Raw genomic sequence first — 16,383 nt, 5'->3', positions numbered from 1 at the left:
TCCTCCAATAAAAAAAGCCGCCGCGTCGTCGCAGCCGCTGTTTTGCCAATGTACTTAAATTTTGGTACAGGTTTACATCCACTGGCCGATGTAATAATGAATGAACATGGTGATGATGCCCACAATAATGTTGCGGACCACCGCTGTTTTCACCAAGCCATCTCCTAGTTTAGCACTGAGATAACCGGTTAGCGCCACAGAAAACGTCACCGCGGCAATGGTTGCTGGCCACTGCCAAGCAACGGGTGCAAAGGTCATGGCAAACAGTGGGAAAATCCCACCAGAAGCAGCCGCCACTAAAGACGAAAACGCGGCTTGCCACGGGCTCATGTAATGACCGAGTTCCAAATCGTATTTGATCCGAATCACTGTTGCTAAAGGTTTCTTTTGCAACAGCTCGTCTGCAATTGCCTTAGCCGTTGCGGCAGTTACACCGCGCGCTTGGTAATAAGCCGTTACCGCAGCTAACTGCTGTTTAAAATCGGTTTTCAACAACTGAGCTTCTTTGGCCACTACCGCCTTTTCCGTATCTTTTTGCGAACTGACAGAGGCATATTCGCCAGAAGCCATGGAAAAAGCGCAAGCTAATAAGTCAGATAAGCCGGCAATGAAGATCGTAAACTCATTGGTTGTCGCTGCCGCCACACTGAACAAGACCCCAACAACTGTTAGGATACCATCATTTGCCCCTAAAACACCAGCTCGTAACGTATTTGACCGTTCTGCCATGGTGGATTTGCGTTTTTTGGCACCAGCAGCTTGTTTAGCTACTTTCATCAAAATGACCCCTCCTTCTCATCTTAAACATCTAAAATGGCGTTATCAGGCGAACAAACTGCCGATTGCGTAGGTAACAAACATGGTTAACAATCCTGCCACAACGTTGCGCAAAACGGCTTTTCCCCGTTTAGCATTGCCTAAAGCTGCCGCTGTGTAGCCAGTGATGCTTAGCGCAACCACTACGGCCGCTACCGTTGCGGGCACCTTCACTGCTTCAGGGAAAAAGGTGATTGACACTAACGGTAAAATCGAGCCGGTGGGAAACGAAATCATCGACGCCAACGCTGCCGCGTATGCGCTAGTCTTTTCTTTTGGATTGAAGCCGTAACGTTCCCGTACCGCCGTGTACAGCCCATCTTTTTGCAACATTTCGTGAGTTGCTTGTTTGGCTAAATCGGCTGAAATTCCTGTTTGCATGTACTTTTGTTGAATGAAATCAAATTCTTGCTGATAATGATCATCCAGCGCGGCGGATTCTTTTTCAATTGCACGCCGCTCTGAATCCCGCTGGGTATTGACGGAAACATATTCACCCATGGCCATCGAAATTGTTCCGGCCAGCATTCCTGCAATCCCGGCCAAAAAAATGGCGCCGTTGCTGCTGGATGCCCCGGCAACCCCGATGACGATGCCAGCAACGGATAAAATGCCATCATTGGCACCCATGACGCTGGCACGCATCACGTTAATTTTTTCTGCGAGTGACCGCTTCTTTTTTGCGCGTTGCATTGATCAGGCCTGCCTTTCCATTACTTTTTTAATTTAGAACTATTCTTATCTATTACTAAATAAATTATAGTTTTAATTCTTTTAAAAGTAAAGGCGTTTTGCCTTTTTATTTTATGAATCCCATAAAGCCGCTAATTGAAAAGTTTTTTCAATTCGGATAGTATTTTAGCTTGGAATCATTCTAAAAAAGTGGTTTAATAGAGATAGTAAAGTAGACTTGTTAGAAGTGGCGCTTTTAACGAGAATTCACATTTTTATAGGAAGGATGACCGCTTGTGGCTACTGATGTTACGGATCAAACGCTGCAGGTATTAAAGGATCACGGCCTGCGGGTAACCCCGCAACGCCACATTATTCTATCGTACCTGGCTAGTCACCATAACCATCCATCAGTTGAGATGATTCGGGTGGCGCTGAGCAAACAGCTGCCCAATCTAGGTGCAGCAACGATTTATAATACGTTGAATACTTTTGTCAATCTGGGAATTGTTGTCGAACTGCAAAATGGCGACGGCAGCACGCACTACGATTATTTTGGCAAACCGCACTACCACGCTATTTGCACAAATTGCGGGCGGATCACCGACGTGACGTACCCCGATTTCAGCAAAGTCGAACGTCAATTGGAAGCTAAAACCGCCGAACTCACCGGTTACCAAATTTCCGGCAATCACATGGAAGTTTACGGTTTATGCCCTAAATGTCAGAAAAAATTAAACAAATAGCAGGCCCAATAGTCTAGTGTTTTTTGTTTACCTATTTGGATTTGCCACCAAAACGTGGCGGTGTCATTTTGAAATAAATTGAACCATCATAATAAAACAATAACAAAACCCCCAGCTTGTTCGATTAACGAAGAAACTGGGGGTTATTTTTAATTGAAAGTGAGGACAGACACTAAGTTAGCGGCGGTGCCACCGTTAACGCGGTTAGCTGCTGGTATTTTTTTTGCAATTCCGGACTAAGGTTGCTATCGGTAATTAACTCGTCAATTCGCGCCAACGCGTAAAACGTGTAAAAATCATTCCGTTCAAATTTCGACGCGTCTGCCAAAACAATCCGTTGTTGGGCGTGTTCTAGCGCCAAACGCTGCAGCTCGCCTTCTGCAGAATTCGCCGTCATCAAGCGTTCGTCCGCTAACCCATTAAGGCTGATAAAACTAGCTTGAAAATTTAATTTTTGAATCATTTCATTGGCGATACTGCCGATAAAGGTATCCGACATCTCCCGGTAAAAACCGCCGACCATCACCAAATCGCGGACCTTTAGATGCCGAAATGCATTAAAAACAGGTAAGCTGCTGGTCACAATCCGCACATTGCGGGTGACAAAAAATTCGCTCATCCGCTCTAAAGTCGTTCCCGGACCAATATAGATCGTCGCATTAGGCTGAATTCGATTAACTGCCACCTTGGCAATCGCCCGTTTAGCCGGTAAGTTCAGCGTCGTTTTACTCCGCCGCGCCAGTTCATGTCCTTGCTGGTGAACACTTTGGGCACCACCGCGAATCCGGATCAACTGCCCTTTTTCTGCCATTTCATTAACATCACGCCGCAACGTCATTCGGCTGACGTGTAACTGCTGTTCCAAATCGCGCAATGATACCGTCCCATTACGATTGACTGTTTTTAAAATAAACGCCCAGCGCTCGGTTTTTAACATTGCTCTCACTTCCATTGTTTGCATGACTACCTTTATTCTACTGGAAAAAGCACGTGCACGCACGTTTTTTCCGCTAAAAAATAAATTGCGTTAAATAGTTGCAATCGCTTCCAGAAGGTGCTATATTATGGGTGTGGAAGAGATAAGACCTGATCAGAACCATAAGGCTCCTCGGTCTCCGGCAGACCACCAAGACATGAGATGGCGGTCGTTGGCAACATTTGCTGCTAACACAGCATCGTTAATTTCTATCTAATCCACGTTGTGAAACGTCGAATCATTTAATCGCAACAATTTTCACTGGAGGTGTATGTCGCATAGCAGACATGACCACAGTTCCAGCGCTTCTGGTACTTCGCTAAAGCCTAGTTTTTCGGGTGATGAATCATATCAATTGATATGTACGACCAAACAGATGATGATAACTATATAACAGGTAAGCTAGAAGACCGTATGCGTAAAATTTAATTTGAAGGTGTCTAAATATTCAAAAATCTTTGTACGACCAAGTTAGTTTAGGTCAGGCGCTTTCCACCGAACGGTAGGATTCAAGACTGAGGAGGCTTGAATCCTATTTTTTTACTTTACTTTTGGTCATTTGTTAAGCCGCACATCGCGCTGACCAAAACCAGCGCGTCAGGAACAATTGTTAAAATAAGCCTTGCACAGGATCAACTCATCCGTCATTCATAACCTTTTAGCCCGTTATTCATTAATGACGCCCACATGTAGGAGGGTGCAAAATGACCATTAAAAATGTAACCGTTGCTGGTACCGGCGTGTTAGGTTCACAAATTGCGTTTCAAATCGCGTTTAAAGGTTTTAACGTCACCGTTTATGACATTGATGCTGCTATTTTAACGCAAGCGAAAGCGAAATTAGCAAATTTAAAAACCATTTATAAAAAGGAGCTGACCAAAACCAAAAAACAATTTGGTCAGTCCAGTGCACATTTAACTTATAACGCCAACCTACTACCTGCATTAAACCAAAACATTGAAACCGTCATTCAACAATCTGCACATGCTATCGAGACTGCCCCTGAACGCCTCCACTATACAGCAAGCTTGGAACAAGCCGCAGCGGAGGCGGATTTAGTCATTGAAGCCATTCCGGAAAAAATAACCATTAAACAAGCTTTTTACCAGCAGTTAGCGCCGTTAGCCCCAGCCAAAACTATTTTTGCCACCAATTCATCAACTTTGGTTCCTAGCCAATTTGCCGCGGCTACTGGCCGGCCTAAACGCTTCTTGGCGTTGCACTTTGCCAATGAAATCTGGAAAAACAACACGGCGGAAATTATGGGCCACGCTGACACCGATCCTAAAATTTTCCAAGAAGTGGTCGCTTTTGCAAGCAGCATCGGCATGATTCCAATTCCAGTCAAAAAAGAACAGCCAGGCTACATTTTAAATTCCATTTTAGTTCCCTTTTTGGACGCGGCACAATTGCTTTACCTCAACGGCGTCGGCGACATTGAAACCATTGATAAAACTTGGATGCTAGCCACCGGTGCAGCACAGGGTCCATTTGGGATGATGGATGTGATCGGTATTGTGACGGTTTACAACATCATCAAAAATTTTGCCGCGACAACTGGTGCGGAAAAATATACGCAATTGGCTAAACTTTTAAAAGCCAACTACTTGGATCAAGGTAAGCTCGGTGCCAGTTCCGGTGAAGGTTTTTACCGTTATCCCAATCCAGCTTACCAACAACCGGGATTTTTAAGCTGATTAAGCTTGACGGTTAGTTACCAGCAGTGTCACAGTACTGCTACTGGTTAAACGTTGGCTGTGCTGTTCATAGATTTTAACCTGCCAAACCTGAAGGCGGTTACCTTTGTGCAGTGGCTTGGCATTGGCGTGCAAGATTCCTTGTGCTACAGTAGAGAGGTGGTGGGTTTCCACATTGACACCAACGGCAATTTGGCGCGTTGTATCTAAAGCGGCATTGGCACCCAAGCTAGCTGCTGTTTCTGCTAAAACTGCATTGATGCCGCCGTGCACAATACCATAAGGCTGTTTAATGGCCGCAGTGATAGCCAATTCAACTTGCGCAAAATCTGGCGTTACAGTCAGTGTTTTCACACCCAATAATTGTAATAAATTCATTTTAATGCTCCTATATAGAAAGAAGTTGTGGTTATGACCAGTGTAACTTGGCAAAATGTCAAAACTTATTCCGAAATTATCTTCGAACGGGCAGGTAAAATCGCTAAAATTACCATGAACCGCCCTAAAAAAATGAATGCCTTTACCCCCGTTACCGTGCAAGAAATGATTGATGCTTTCACGATTTGCCGCGACGACGCCAGCATCGGCGTCATCATCCTAACCGGCGCGGGTGACAAAGCCTTTTGTTCCGGTGGCGATCAAGGTGTCCGTGGCAACGGCGGTTACGTGGGTCCAGATAAAATTGCACGCTTAAACGTGTTAGATCTGCAACATTTAATTCGAATCATTCCTAAGCCAGTCATTGCGATGGTTAAAGGCTGGTCCGTTGGTGGTGGCAACATTTTACAGTTGGTTTGTGATTTAACGATTGCCGCAGACAACGCACAATTTGGCCAAACTGGCCCAAAAGTCGGTAGTTTTGATGCCGGTTATGGCTCTGGCTACTTGGCGCGGGTGATCGGCCACAAACGCGCCAAAGAAGTTTGGTTCCTCAACCATTTTTACAGCGCTGATGAAGCGTTACAGATGAACTGGATCAATAAAGTTGCACCACTAGCAGAAGTTGAATCTGTCACCTTAGATTGGTGTAACGAAATTCTTGAAAAATCACCGACAGCACTCCGTTTCATTAAAGCTGCGATGAACGCAGACACTGACGGTTTAGCCGGCATGCAGCAATTCGGCGGCGATGCCACCATGCTATTTTACACCACAGATGAAGGTAAGGAGGGTCGGGATGCCTTTAACGAAAAACGTAAGCCTAATTTTGGGCAGTACCCGACCTTCCCTTAAACCATGGAAAATTGGCTCAGTAAACGGGCACGCTTAACGCCGAATCGCTGTGCCCTAAAAAGTGGCGCAAAGCAGCTCACTTTTTTTCAATTACAAGCACAAGTGCTGCAGCAAGCCGGGCGGATCGCCAGTTTGCAGCCGCGTAAACGGGTGGCTATTTTAACGGACAACACCATGACCGGCTACTTGACAATTTTAGCGGTACAACAACTGGGACTGGAACCAGTATTGCTAAACTGGCGTCTGGCAACAAACGAATTAAATCAGCAGCTTAACGACGCTGCGGTGGATTTGTGTTTGGCAGCAGACCGCCTAGCTCAACCTTTAGCAGCGCGGGTGATCAGTTTTAGCCAGCTTAGTCAGCAAACGCCGGTAGCCAGCACACCGGTGGCAGAATTTCCGCCTAATGGTATCGCCAGCATCATGTACACGTCGGGAACATCCGGCCGCGCTAAAGGTGTTTTGCAGACTTATCGCAACCACTTTTTTTCCGCAATGGGGTCAGTACTCAATTTAGGCTTGACGGAAACAGACAGTTGGCTGTGTTGTGTCCCGTTGTTTCACATCAGCGGCTTATCAATTATGATGCGTAGCCTAATTTATGGCATGACAGTGGTGCTGGTTGACCATTTTGATGCCACAACCATTAACCAGTTGCTGTGCACACAACCGATCACCACGATTTCAGTAGTGCCGTACATGCTGAAAAAATTATTAGCCCAGCTGCCAACTGATAAGCATTACAATGCTGCTTTTCGCTGCATGTTACTGGGTGGCGGCGCCATTGATCGGGAAACCTTAACGCATTGCCAGCAACGGCAAATCCCAGTAATCCAGTCTTACGGTATGACGGAAACCGCATCACAAATTGTCGCCTTAAATTTTGCTAGCGCAGAACAGAAAATTGGCTCTGCTGGCCAGCCGCTATTTCCGGTGCAAATAAAAATTACACCAGAAAATGCCACTAACGGCCACATTTTAATTAAAACGCCCACATTGGCGGCAGGTTATTTAAACCAAATGGCTGCTTTCAAACAACACTTCCAGCACGGTTGGTTTGATACCGGTGATATTGGCTATTTAGACGCTGAAGGCTTTTTATTTGTCACCGGCCGTAGCGGTGACATGATCAATTCTGGTGGTGAAAATATGTTCCCTGCTGAAATTGAAACGGTTTACCAGCAACACCCAGCAGTGCAACAAATCGTTGTCGCTGGCCAGTCTGATCCAACTTGGGGCAGCGTACCAGTTGCTTACCTTCAGCTGAATCAGCCTATCAGTGCCGCTGAGCTGCAACAATACGGACGACAACACTTAGCGCATTACAAAGTGCCCCACGCCTTTTATCAAGTGGAAAGTTTTCCCCGCACCGGTAATGGAAAAGTGAAGCGGCGGGCTTTAACACCAGCTAGCGGACGCCCACTCCAATAAAATTAAAATCATAGCGACAGAACGGGACGATGGCAAAGTGACTTTGTCAGCGCCCCGTTTTTTAATGGTTGCAGTTATTTTTCCGCCGTTGCTTCATCTAAACGCTTGCGTACTGCAGCCAATGCTTTATTTTGGGCCATCACTTGCTTTAATTTATCGGCTGAGTCAGGCAGATCAACCAATGTATCGTCTAAATCCACAAACTCAGTTTCGATGTATTCTAAAGCAGCTTTGGTTTTTGCCGTTAAAGGCTGCTGGCCAGCGCTAACCTGCTGGCTTTGACGCACAATCGCTCGCACCTCACGGATCGCCTTTTCTTGCGTAATGAATTGGCTTAATTGATTGGTTTTGCCCCCTAATTTACGCATATCAGCTGCTAATTTTGTCAAACGCGCTTTAATTTGATTCAAGACAGCCAGCTCATCATTTGCCATTATAAATGCCTCCTATTGCAAAATTATGCTTGATTGCCATAACGTTGATTATAATTCAGTAGATATTGCCGCATTGTGTCTGGTGAACAAACCACCTGGGTGACGCTGCCAGTTGCCGGTTGCGGAAAAGCCAGCGGTGTTGCTGCCTGCACTGCCGCAGCCGCCAAAGCTTGGATGATAAACCCATGCGTGACCACCAACAGTTTGGCCTTGGGGTAACGGCGGGTCGTTTCCGTCATAAAGCTACGTAGCCGATCATTAACTGCGGAAAAAACTTCTCCTTTAGCCGGAATGCCATAGTCAGCGTACGCTTCACCGCTGTATGGGTCAAATAATTCAGGATAAGTTTGTTGTAATTGTTTGCGAGTGTGCCCGTTCCAACGCCCATAGGAAATATCTTGCAACCGTTGGTCTGTATCCAAAGGTAATTGCGCTGTTGCGTTCAAAAGTTCAGCAGCCTGTTGAGCCCGGCTCAATGGGCTAGCTATGATCCGTTGGCAGCCAGATAAATTTAATTGTTGTTTTAACGCCTGCATCTGGGCCTTTCCGGTTTCGTTTAAGTAGGTTAACGGTGTGTCTAAAGTACCAGACACGACGCCTTGTGCCCCAGCCTGTGTTTGTCCGTGGCGCACTAAATAATATTCTGTCACGACAAAAGCCTCCTAGTTAGTCTGGTTATAGAATACCATACTCTACCTGATGACTTCAGCTAGAACTAAAAAAGACACTTGGCAACCAGCTGATGCAACCGGGAGGATTGGACCGCTTTCAAACGCAAAAATCTAGGTGGAAAAGTACAATTCTACCATAGCCAGACGGCTAAATGAGTCATGACAAAATAATTCGGGTCAGCCTAAAATTCATCTTGCTTTATCGATCATTAATGGTACGATTAATATGTTACCGGTAGTCTCAGATTACGTCCCCCGTAAACTGATTTGTAACCGGTTCACAGGCGGGCTGACTTTAGTCAGCGCGCTTTTTATAATTGTCCCAATCGTAGCGGTAAAATTTCGCCTAATTGAACAACCGGCACTGATGGTTTAAAGTAAGCGGCCCAAGTCAACAAAACTGGGGGCTGCTGTTTTAATTTAGCAGTAAAATTAACTGCTTTTACCGATTGCTGTGGCTGATCATACTGCGTTAATTGGTAAGTTTGAATAATCTGGTTAAGCTTCAAGTGGTAATACCGATCTGTTGCGTAGCGGCCAGTTAAAAATTGGGTCGCTAATCGATAAGTCGCTGCGTTTTGCCGCCAAGCACCGGCATAAAAATCAGGCGCTAAAGTCAAACCGTTTTTCAGTAAGCGCGCATAGTCTAGCAACGCTTGCTGGTAGCTGGGATAACGTTTAAACGCAGCCGCTTGCGTGGTGAATTGAGCTTGCCCCGCATCTTCTTGCGTCCACCAAACGGCAGTCTGTCCAGTGTAAGCGCCTTTAACGCCGAACAAATTATGGTAAGGCGGCCTTGCTAAATCACTACGGCCCCAATCGCTTTCTAAAGCCGCTTGGGCAATCATGACAGAAGCATATAACCCATAACGCGGTGCAATCTTAACCGCACTTTTAGCCAGTTGCTGGATAAACGTTTGCTGTTGGGGTAACGGCTGGCCAGGCATTAGCAGCCAAGCAGGTGGCGCGGGCACAGCCGGTAACGTACTTGGTGATGCAGGTGTTTTAACAGCTGACTTTTGCACGGTTGATTTTCTGACAGACTGCCGCTGCTTCGCCTGAGCCGACCGCGGTTGTGGCGGCACTTTTTTGGCAGCTGGTGGTGCCTTGGGTGGCGCTGTTTTTTGCGTGGTGGCTGCTGGCTTTTGCGACGACGCTACTGCCGGTTTAGCTGTCTGCCGGCGTGCCCGACCAGTGGCATAACCGCGCTGGTAGCCGATTGTTGCCAGTTCAGGCGCAGCTGGCGGTGTCGCAGCTTCACCAGCATAGCCGGCTTGTTTACCTGCTTTAACTGCCGTGATGAATTGCTGGTGCGCAGCTTGGTACCCGGCGCGGTAATGCACCGTTGCGTCCGCGGCAATTTCTGGCAGCGCACGCTTTTCCAACAATGCCGCTGCAGCAGTTTGGTAGCCTTGGTAACACTGTGCAAAAGCCTGTTGGTAGGCCAGTTTGTCCGCTGCTGTTGCAGTTACAGGTAGCCGATAGCCTTGTTTTTGATTTTCACTGACATCCTGCTGGGCGGCTTGTTCGATTGCTGAAATTGACGTTGCAAAAATTGGTTGCAGTGGTAACAACAAACTCGCCACGCTGCATAACACCAGCAAAAGCCACTTTTTTCTTAGCATTTTAATTCCCTCCAAAATTAAGCTACCCTTTTTGTGGGGCTAATCTTAATATACGCACTTTAGCGCATTAATTTTTCTTAATTTTGGTGGGATTTTGCTGTCTAGTGTCCCCGGCCCAATTTAGTCAATAATTGCGGGGCTGGTACGAAAAAGAAACTACCACTAATTGGCACCGTGTACGCCAATAATGGATCATCCTGCTGAACAGCTTGAGCACTGACTTGTTGCAGCCAATTGGGATTACGGGCATAACGTAATTGCAGCGTGCCGCTGACACCTTGGGCGGCATAAGGAACGTGTAGCCGTAATATCGGGTGCTGTGATTGTGTCAGTGACCAGTGCGCCGGCAGATCAGCTTTTGGCAAAGGCAAACCGGTTTGCTGATCTAGGCCGTAGATAGCTGCCTGCTTTTGCGCAGACAATTGTTGCCATGCCGCCATCTTATGGATGTATTTTTGTAATAATACATAACTGCCACCTTGAAACGGCGCTGCTTTGTGGGTTAACAAAACTTTTGCCGCTGGTGGATTGGTGACTTCAGGCAAAAAGCCTAATAGTGTCCGGCCATTAAAATAGCGAAAGCCGGTAGTCTCTTCAAGGGAGGTGGTCACAGCTGTCAGCAAGGCTTGGCACTGCATTTGCGCCGCATAAACCACTGCTGGTGAACTGGACCGCAAATGCAACAGTAAATCTCCGGCCGTCGCTGGCGCCGTGTAATGCGGCCCTTTAACTGCCTGAAAGGTAGTTAAAGCTGGTGGCTGTGGTGCTTGGGGAAATAAACGCCGCCACGCTGCCGCACCAAAGCCTACCGTTATCTGTAATTGACTTGCCGGATAGCGCAGACGTAGACTTTTCACCAATAATGGTAGTTGAGCGACAAAATGCCGTATCGCAGCTGCTTCTTGAACTTGATCAATCTGTTTTAGCAGCAGCGTGGTGACTAATACTGCTGTATTCGTCGCTGGCGTCAACGGCTGGATTGCCATTTCATGCTGTTTCATCACAACCCCTACTTTCTTCTAACTTAATTCCATCATAACCAGCTAATCACGCTAGGACAAGTAAAAAAGCCTGCACGCACAAAGTGCTGCCCTTGTTAGTGTTTCACTAACAAGTAACACCACTTTGATTCAGTGCAGACTCTTTTAATATTATGAAATGACCCTTATGTCAGTTGTTTTAAAATCAACGCTGCTGTTTCTTCCACAGAACGCTCTGTGGTATCGATGGGGGTCACCTTTAACTGGGCAAAGACTTGGTGGGCATAAGCCAACTCCGCTTTTATTGACGCCACATCCGTGTAATAGTTATCTTGGGTTAACCCTAACGCTGCCATGCGAGTTTGACGCACTTTTTGCAACCGTTCGGGGCTGATGGTCAAGCCGACAATCTGGGTGTGAGGCAGGTGATAAACGGCATCATTAAGCGGGTTATTAGGCAACAGCGGAATGTTAGCCACTTTTAAACGCTGTTCAGCCAAATACAGACTTACCGGTGTTTTGGAAGTCCGGGAAACCCCTAAAATCACTAAATCTGCCTGGGTGAGGGTTTGCAGATTTTGACCATCATCATGAGCAACAGCAAAATCAAGCGCTGCCACTTTTTTGAAATAATCGGCATTGATGGTGTGCAATATCCCAGGTTGCGCAAGCGGCGGCTGCGGACTGTGCTGACCTAAAACTTGCATCAGCGGACTCATGTAGTCCACTAACTGCAATTGGTGCTGCTGGGCAAAATCAGTGGCATAATCCACCAACGCTGGCGTGACAAACGTCACCACCACAATCGCCTGCTCTTTAACCGCATCTGCTAAAATCGGCTTTAACTCAGCCACTTTATTCACAAACGGATAAGTCCGAATGTCCGGCGTTAAAGCAGGATATTGCAGCAATGTGGCTTGGACCACGCGCTTAGCCGTTGCCCCCACCGCATCAGAAATAATGTAAATGACCACCCAAAACACTTCCTCATCACAAATTCAAAATTAGTCTTGCTCAATTTTTAACCCTTGTTCAATAAAATAAGTCATCAACCGCGTTTTCGTGATTTTACCCACCACTTTTTGCGTATCGGCTGCTAAAACTGGCAGCGAATCAACTTGGTGTTCCTTTAATAAATAGCCGGCATCTAACACCCGCGCACTAGGGATGGTGGTGACCACGTTGGGCATCCGGGTCATGATCAATGACGCGAAGTTTCGGCTTAAATCGCCGCCGTTGATGGTGCTGCGTAATAAATCTTTCCGGGAGATAATCCCTTGCAGCTGCTGGTTAGCATCGGTGACGTATAAGGAACCAACATCATTCATAAACAAACTGGTCACCGCGTCTTGTACCGTAGTTGTGGCTTGGATCAGCACGGGCTGCAGCATGATGGCTGCGACCGGCGTTTCGTACAAGGTTGCAAAGGACAGGCTCGGCACGTGCTGACCGGCATAAAAGTAGCCCACTTTAGGTTTGGCATCCAGCATGCCCGTCATGGTTAAAATCGAAAAATCGTTGCGCAACGTAGGCCGGGTTAAATTCAGCCGAGCGGCAATTTTCGCCCCACTGATCGGCTCTTCACGTTTGACGATCGCAATAATTTCTCGTTGTCGTTTAGTAAATTCCACGGCTGCCGCCATCCTTTGCTCTAACTTCTCCTTCAGTATAACTGATTTTACCGTGACTGCACAGCGGATTTTTGGAATTGATACTGCCGCCGTACCGCCGCTTGGGCACTGGCTAAAATCGCCCCTGGAACGCGGAATGGCGAAACAGACACGTAATCAATGCCGATGCTGGCAAAATAATTGATCGATGCTGGATCCCCGCCAATTTCACCGCAGACGCCAATTGGTAAGGAGCGTTGTTGCGAGCGGCCTTTATCCACCGCCATTTTCATAAACGCACCCACACCGTCCACATCTAAGGACTTAAACGGATCTGCTTTCAAAATTCCTTGTTCCAAGTAAGTGGGAAGGAAACTGCCGATATCATCCCGCGAATAGCCAAAGGTTAACTGGGTCAAATCGTTGGTCCCGAAGCTGAAGAAATCAGCAGCTTCCGCAAGTTGATCCGCCACCATGCAAGCCCGGGGCATTTCCACCATAATCCCGATTTGGTAGTGTAATGGGGTGTTGCTCGCCGCTAATAAAGCGTTGATCTTCTTCACCAGCCGCGCTCTGAGCCACTGTAATTCTGGCAACGTATCAATCAGCGGCAGCATAATGTGGGGTTTAACCGGAATGCCTTCCTGTTTAATCCGCAAGGCCGCGTCGATAATCGCCGTCACTTGCATTTCATAAATGTCCGGATAAGTGACGGCTAACCGGCAGCCCCGGTGGCCTAGCATCGGATTAGCTTCCTTTAATACGGCAATCCGTTGCTGCAACTTGCTTTCGGGAATTGCCAAAGCTTCAGCCACTTCAGTAATTTCCGCTGCATCATGGGGCAAGAATTCATGCAATGGCGGATCTAACAACCGGATGGTCACCGTTTTGCCTTGGGCCAAGCGGTAAATTTGGTAAAAGTCTTCCGTTTGCAATTTTTGCAGTTCTGCTAGCGGTTCAGCACGGTCGGTGGCCGTCGCTGCAATGATCAAGCGCCGCATTTTCATCAGCCGGTCTTCTTTAAAGAACATGTGCTCCGTCCGGGTTAAGCCGATGCCTTGCGCACCAAATTTTAGCGCTTGGGCAAAGTCAGCTGGCGTATCTGCGTTGGCAGCAACGCCGACTTCACCTGTTTCTTGGGCCCAATTTAGCAACGTTTGCAGATTATCGTCTTGGGAAGCTTGGGTCGCCGGTAAAATGCCCGGGAATAACTGGCCGCTAGCACCATCGACCGACAGTTCACTCCCTTCAGGATAAACTGTCCCTTTAATGGTCACTTGATGCTGTTTTTCATCTACGACTAAGTTTTCACACCCAACGACACCACATTTACCCATGCCGCGGGCAACCACTGCAGCGTGGGAAGTCATCCCGCCGCGAGAAGTCACAATCGCTTCACTGGCCGCCATACCGACGATGTCTTCTGGCGATGTATCCTGCCGAACTAAAATCACTTTTTCGCCAGCATCGTGCGCGTCTTTCGCCCGGTTAGCGGTGAAGTAAATCTTCCCTGCAGCTGCCCCCGGACTGGCTGGCAAACCTTTGGTAAGTGGTGTTTGCGCCGCTAATACTTCTGGAGCAAATTCAGGGTGCAATAAATCGCTGATTTGTTCTGGGTTTACCCGCAGCAAAGCCGTTTGCCGGTCAATTAAACCCTCTTTAACTTGATCCACTGCAATGCGCACCGCCGCTTTAGGCGTCCGTTTACCATCCCGAGTTTGCAATAAGTATAATTTGCCGTGCTCTAACGTGAATTCTACGTCTTGCATATCTGCGTAATGCTGTTCTAACTGGTTAGCCGCCGTTAAAAATTGCTGGTAAGCTGCTGGCGCCATTTTTGCTAAACCTTGTAAGCCTTCTGGTGTACGCACGCCCGACACCACGTCTTCTCCTTGCGCGTTAGCTAAAAATTCACCGAAAATCTTCCGCTGCCCGCTGACAGGGTCCCGAGTAAACGCCACACCAGTCCCACTATTGGCACCACTATTGCCAAACACCATGGTTTGCACGTTAACTGCAGTGCCAATGTTGTTATCAATGTGATGCAAGCGCCGATACACTTGGGCCCGCGGGTTTTGCCAGGATTTAAACACTGCCGCCACGGCTAATTCCAACTGCTTTTGCGGCGATTCCGGAAATTCCCCGTGACCCGTTTCTTGATAAAGCGCCTTAAAATCAGCGGCAATTTTTTGTAAATCCGCCGTGGTTAAATCTAAATCAGACTGATACTGGTGCTGCTTTTTATAATCCGTCAACACGCTATCAAACACTTGCTCAGGAATGCCGTACACCACATTACCAAACATTTGCAGCAAGCGCCGGTAACAATCCCAAGCAAAACGTTCATTGTTGGTTTGCCGGGCTAAACCACGGACGGTTTGCTCATTTAACCCCAGATTTAAGATGGTATCCATCATCCCTGGCATGGAAATTGCCGCCCCACTACGCACCGACACTAATAACGGGGTCTCTACAGCGTTAAATTTTTTATCCGTCAACGTTTCAAGCCGTTGCATTGCTTGGGTAATCTCTTGCCGCAACGTTTCCGGTAATTGGTTTTCATTTTTTTCGTATTCGTGACACGCCACGGTGGAAATGGTAAATCCTTGAGGAACTGGTAAGCCTAAGCGCGTCATTTCCGCCAAATTGGCCCCTTTACCGCCTAATAATTGGCGCATGTCCCGTCGACCTTCACTAAAAAAGTAAATTTGTTGCATACTATTAGCCACCTTTTTAATTTATTAGCACGTCATTAAATATATATGACATACTAATAAAATGCAACCCCTTTCTAAAAATTGTCATCGAGAATTTTCTGTTTTACACTAAGGCTAAGCCATTTCATTTGCTTTAAAGGAGTTTGCTACATGAAACCTTATCCTAATTTAATGACCCAAAATGGTTACCAACAAATTCAGCAAGAATTAGCGCAGTTAACCCAATTACGGCCGCAACGGATCAAATCACTCCAAGCCGCCCGCGCGTTAGGTGACCTTTCTGAAAATGCAGAGTATAGTGCGGCAAAGCGGGATTTACGCCATTTAGAAAGCCGCATGCGCTATTTAAACAAACAATTACAATACGCCCAAGTGATGCAGCCTAAAACAGATGGCACTATTGGTGTGGGCAACACCGTACAATTAGAATTTCTCGACGATCATAGTCAAATGACCTGCCAAATTGTGGGTAAAGAAGAAGTCGCCGCCGCCAGTGGTAAAATTTCCCGCTTTTCACCTTTAGGTCGCGCGTTAATGGGTAAACAAGCCCCCGCAACCGTCACGGTCCACGCACCGGCAGCCACCTACCAAGTTAAAATCATCCAAGTTCATTAACCACCCGCTTTTTTTGTACGCTGTTTTACAGGCGCGCTTTTTTGTTTCCCTTATCTTTCGCCCCTATCTTTAAATTACGCCAAAAATTTTTAGTTATTTTTTTAATTTGGTAGATTGTAAAATTTAAGTTGAACATATTAATGGACAGAAAAACCCATAA

16 protein-coding genes are annotated in these 16,383 nt (G+C 46.9%); 5 read left to right on the top strand and 11 right to left on the bottom strand.

Going from position 1 to position 16,383, the window contains the following annotated elements; translation table 11 throughout:
• Positions 1 to 72 precede the first annotated feature (72 nt).
• Positions 73 to 777, bottom strand: a complete 705-nt coding sequence (locus FC24_RS02530) for a VIT1/CCC1 transporter family protein (protein WP_057873307.1) — start codon at positions 775 to 777, stop codon at positions 73 to 75.
• Between the two features lie 45 nt (positions 778 to 822).
• Positions 823 to 1,509 carry a VIT1/CCC1 transporter family protein gene (locus FC24_RS02525; protein WP_057873306.1) on the bottom strand — a complete coding sequence of 229 codons (687 nt, stop codon included), beginning with the start codon at positions 1,507 to 1,509 and terminating at the stop codon, positions 823 to 825.
• A 275-nt stretch (positions 1,510 to 1,784) separates the two neighbouring features.
• Between FC24_RS02525 and FC24_RS02520 the strand changes: the two genes are divergently transcribed.
• A complete protein-coding gene (locus FC24_RS02520; protein WP_057873305.1) occupies positions 1,785 to 2,234 on the top strand; it encodes a Fur family transcriptional regulator in 450 nt (149 codons plus the stop codon).
• Between the two features lie 172 nt (positions 2,235 to 2,406).
• Here the strand turns inward: FC24_RS02520 and FC24_RS02515 are convergent, their stop codons facing one another.
• The gene (locus tag FC24_RS02515; protein ID WP_057873304.1) at positions 2,407 to 3,171 is read right to left on the bottom strand and encodes a DeoR/GlpR family DNA-binding transcription regulator; all 765 of its coding nucleotides are present in this window, start codon (positions 3,169 to 3,171) and stop codon (positions 2,407 to 2,409) included.
• A gap of 743 nt (positions 3,172 to 3,914) precedes the next feature.
• Here FC24_RS02515 and FC24_RS02510 point away from each other — a divergent pair.
• Positions 3,915 to 4,907, top strand: coding sequence for a 3-hydroxyacyl-CoA dehydrogenase (locus FC24_RS02510; RefSeq protein WP_057873303.1), 993 nt, complete (start codon positions 3,915 to 3,917; stop codon positions 4,905 to 4,907).
• On the opposite strand, the gene FC24_RS02505 is transcribed toward FC24_RS02510, so the two are convergent.
• Entirely contained in the window at positions 4,908 to 5,285 is a 378-nt protein-coding gene (locus FC24_RS02505) for a PaaI family thioesterase (RefSeq protein WP_057873302.1), read from the bottom strand.
• Between the two features lie 33 nt (positions 5,286 to 5,318).
• Between FC24_RS02505 and menB the strand changes: the two genes are divergently transcribed.
• Together menB and FC24_RS02495 are read left to right on the top strand one after the other, a co-directional pair.
• Positions 5,319 to 6,140, top strand: a complete 822-nt coding sequence (gene menB / locus FC24_RS02500; RefSeq protein ID WP_057873301.1) for a 1,4-dihydroxy-2-naphthoyl-CoA synthase — start codon at positions 5,319 to 5,321, stop codon at positions 6,138 to 6,140.
• A gap of 3 nt (positions 6,141 to 6,143) precedes the next feature.
• Positions 6,144 to 7,571: an o-succinylbenzoate--CoA ligase gene (locus FC24_RS02495; RefSeq protein ID WP_057873300.1), complete on the top strand. Its 1,428-nt coding sequence runs from the start codon at positions 6,144 to 6,146 to the stop codon at positions 7,569 to 7,571.
• Positions 7,572 to 7,645: 74 nt separating this feature from the next.
• Here the strand turns inward: FC24_RS02495 and FC24_RS02490 are convergent, their stop codons facing one another.
• The 7 genes from FC24_RS02490 to ppdK all read right to left on the bottom strand — a co-directional run bounded on the left by FC24_RS02490 (position 7,646) and on the right by ppdK (position 15,608).
• Positions 7,646 to 8,005 carry a hypothetical protein gene (locus FC24_RS02490; RefSeq protein WP_057873299.1) on the bottom strand — a complete coding sequence of 120 codons (360 nt, stop codon included), beginning with the start codon at positions 8,003 to 8,005 and terminating at the stop codon, positions 7,646 to 7,648.
• 23 nt (positions 8,006 to 8,028) lie between these two features.
• Entirely contained in the window at positions 8,029 to 8,655 is a 627-nt protein-coding gene (locus tag FC24_RS02485) for a histidine phosphatase family protein (protein WP_057873298.1), read from the bottom strand.
• A 332-nt stretch (positions 8,656 to 8,987) separates the two neighbouring features.
• The gene (locus tag FC24_RS02480; protein ID WP_057873297.1) at positions 8,988 to 10,301 is read right to left on the bottom strand and encodes a glucosaminidase domain-containing protein; all 1,314 of its coding nucleotides are present in this window, start codon (positions 10,299 to 10,301) and stop codon (positions 8,988 to 8,990) included.
• Positions 10,302 to 10,402: 101 nt separating this feature from the next.
• Positions 10,403 to 11,302: a Dyp-type peroxidase gene (locus tag FC24_RS02475; RefSeq protein ID WP_057873296.1), complete on the bottom strand. Its 900-nt coding sequence runs from the start codon at positions 11,300 to 11,302 to the stop codon at positions 10,403 to 10,405.
• Positions 11,303 to 11,466: 164 nt separating this feature from the next.
• Positions 11,467 to 12,255, bottom strand: coding sequence for a pyruvate, water dikinase regulatory protein (locus tag FC24_RS02470; RefSeq protein WP_057873295.1), 789 nt, complete (start codon positions 12,253 to 12,255; stop codon positions 11,467 to 11,469).
• Positions 12,256 to 12,285: 30 nt separating this feature from the next.
• Positions 12,286 to 12,912, bottom strand: a complete 627-nt coding sequence (locus FC24_RS02465; protein WP_235807296.1) for a helix-turn-helix transcriptional regulator — start codon at positions 12,910 to 12,912, stop codon at positions 12,286 to 12,288.
• Positions 12,913 to 12,959: 47 nt separating this feature from the next.
• Positions 12,960 to 15,608, bottom strand: a complete 2,649-nt coding sequence (gene ppdK / locus FC24_RS02460) for a pyruvate, phosphate dikinase (RefSeq protein ID WP_057873293.1) — start codon at positions 15,606 to 15,608, stop codon at positions 12,960 to 12,962.
• 150 nt (positions 15,609 to 15,758) lie between these two features.
• Here ppdK and greA point away from each other — a divergent pair, with 150 nt between their 5' ends.
• A complete protein-coding gene (greA, locus tag FC24_RS02455; RefSeq protein ID WP_057873292.1) occupies positions 15,759 to 16,223 on the top strand; it encodes a transcription elongation factor GreA in 465 nt (154 codons plus the stop codon).
• Positions 16,224 to 16,383 lie beyond the last annotated feature (160 nt).

Source organism: Loigolactobacillus rennini DSM 20253, from assembly GCF_001436505.1.
Classification (GTDB): Bacteria; Bacillota; Bacilli; order Lactobacillales; family Lactobacillaceae; genus Loigolactobacillus; species Loigolactobacillus rennini.
This window is presented reverse-complemented; position numbering and strand designations above follow the sequence as displayed.

Coding starts and splice junctions, on each gene's coding strand:
- FC24_RS02530 (WP_057873307.1), bottom strand. CDS start 777: ATGAAAGTAGCTAAACAAGCTGCTGGTGCCAAAAAACGCAAATCCACC.
- FC24_RS02525 (WP_057873306.1), bottom strand. CDS start 1,509: ATGCAACGCGCAAAAAAGAAGCGGTCACTCGCAGAAAAAATTAACGTG.
- FC24_RS02515 (WP_057873304.1), bottom strand. CDS start 3,171: ATGTTAAAAACCGAGCGCTGGGCGTTTATTTTAAAAACAGTCAATCGT.
- FC24_RS02510 (WP_057873303.1), top strand. CDS start 3,915: ATGACCATTAAAAATGTAACCGTTGCTGGTACCGGCGTGTTAGGTTCA.
- FC24_RS02505 (WP_057873302.1), bottom strand. CDS start 5,285: ATGAATTTATTACAATTATTGGGTGTGAAAACACTGACTGTAACGCCA.
- menB (WP_057873301.1), top strand. CDS start 5,319: ATGACCAGTGTAACTTGGCAAAATGTCAAAACTTATTCCGAAATTATC.
- FC24_RS02495 (WP_057873300.1), top strand. CDS start 6,144: ATGGAAAATTGGCTCAGTAAACGGGCACGCTTAACGCCGAATCGCTGT.
- FC24_RS02490 (WP_057873299.1), bottom strand. CDS start 8,005: ATGGCAAATGATGAGCTGGCTGTCTTGAATCAAATTAAAGCGCGTTTG.
- FC24_RS02480 (WP_057873297.1), bottom strand. CDS start 10,301: ATGCTAAGAAAAAAGTGGCTTTTGCTGGTGTTATGCAGCGTGGCGAGT.
- FC24_RS02475 (WP_057873296.1), bottom strand. CDS start 11,302: ATGAAACAGCATGAAATGGCAATCCAGCCGTTGACGCCAGCGACGAAT.
- ppdK (WP_057873293.1), bottom strand. CDS start 15,608: ATGCAACAAATTTACTTTTTTAGTGAAGGTCGACGGGACATGCGCCAA.
- greA (WP_057873292.1), top strand. CDS start 15,759: ATGAAACCTTATCCTAATTTAATGACCCAAAATGGTTACCAACAAATT.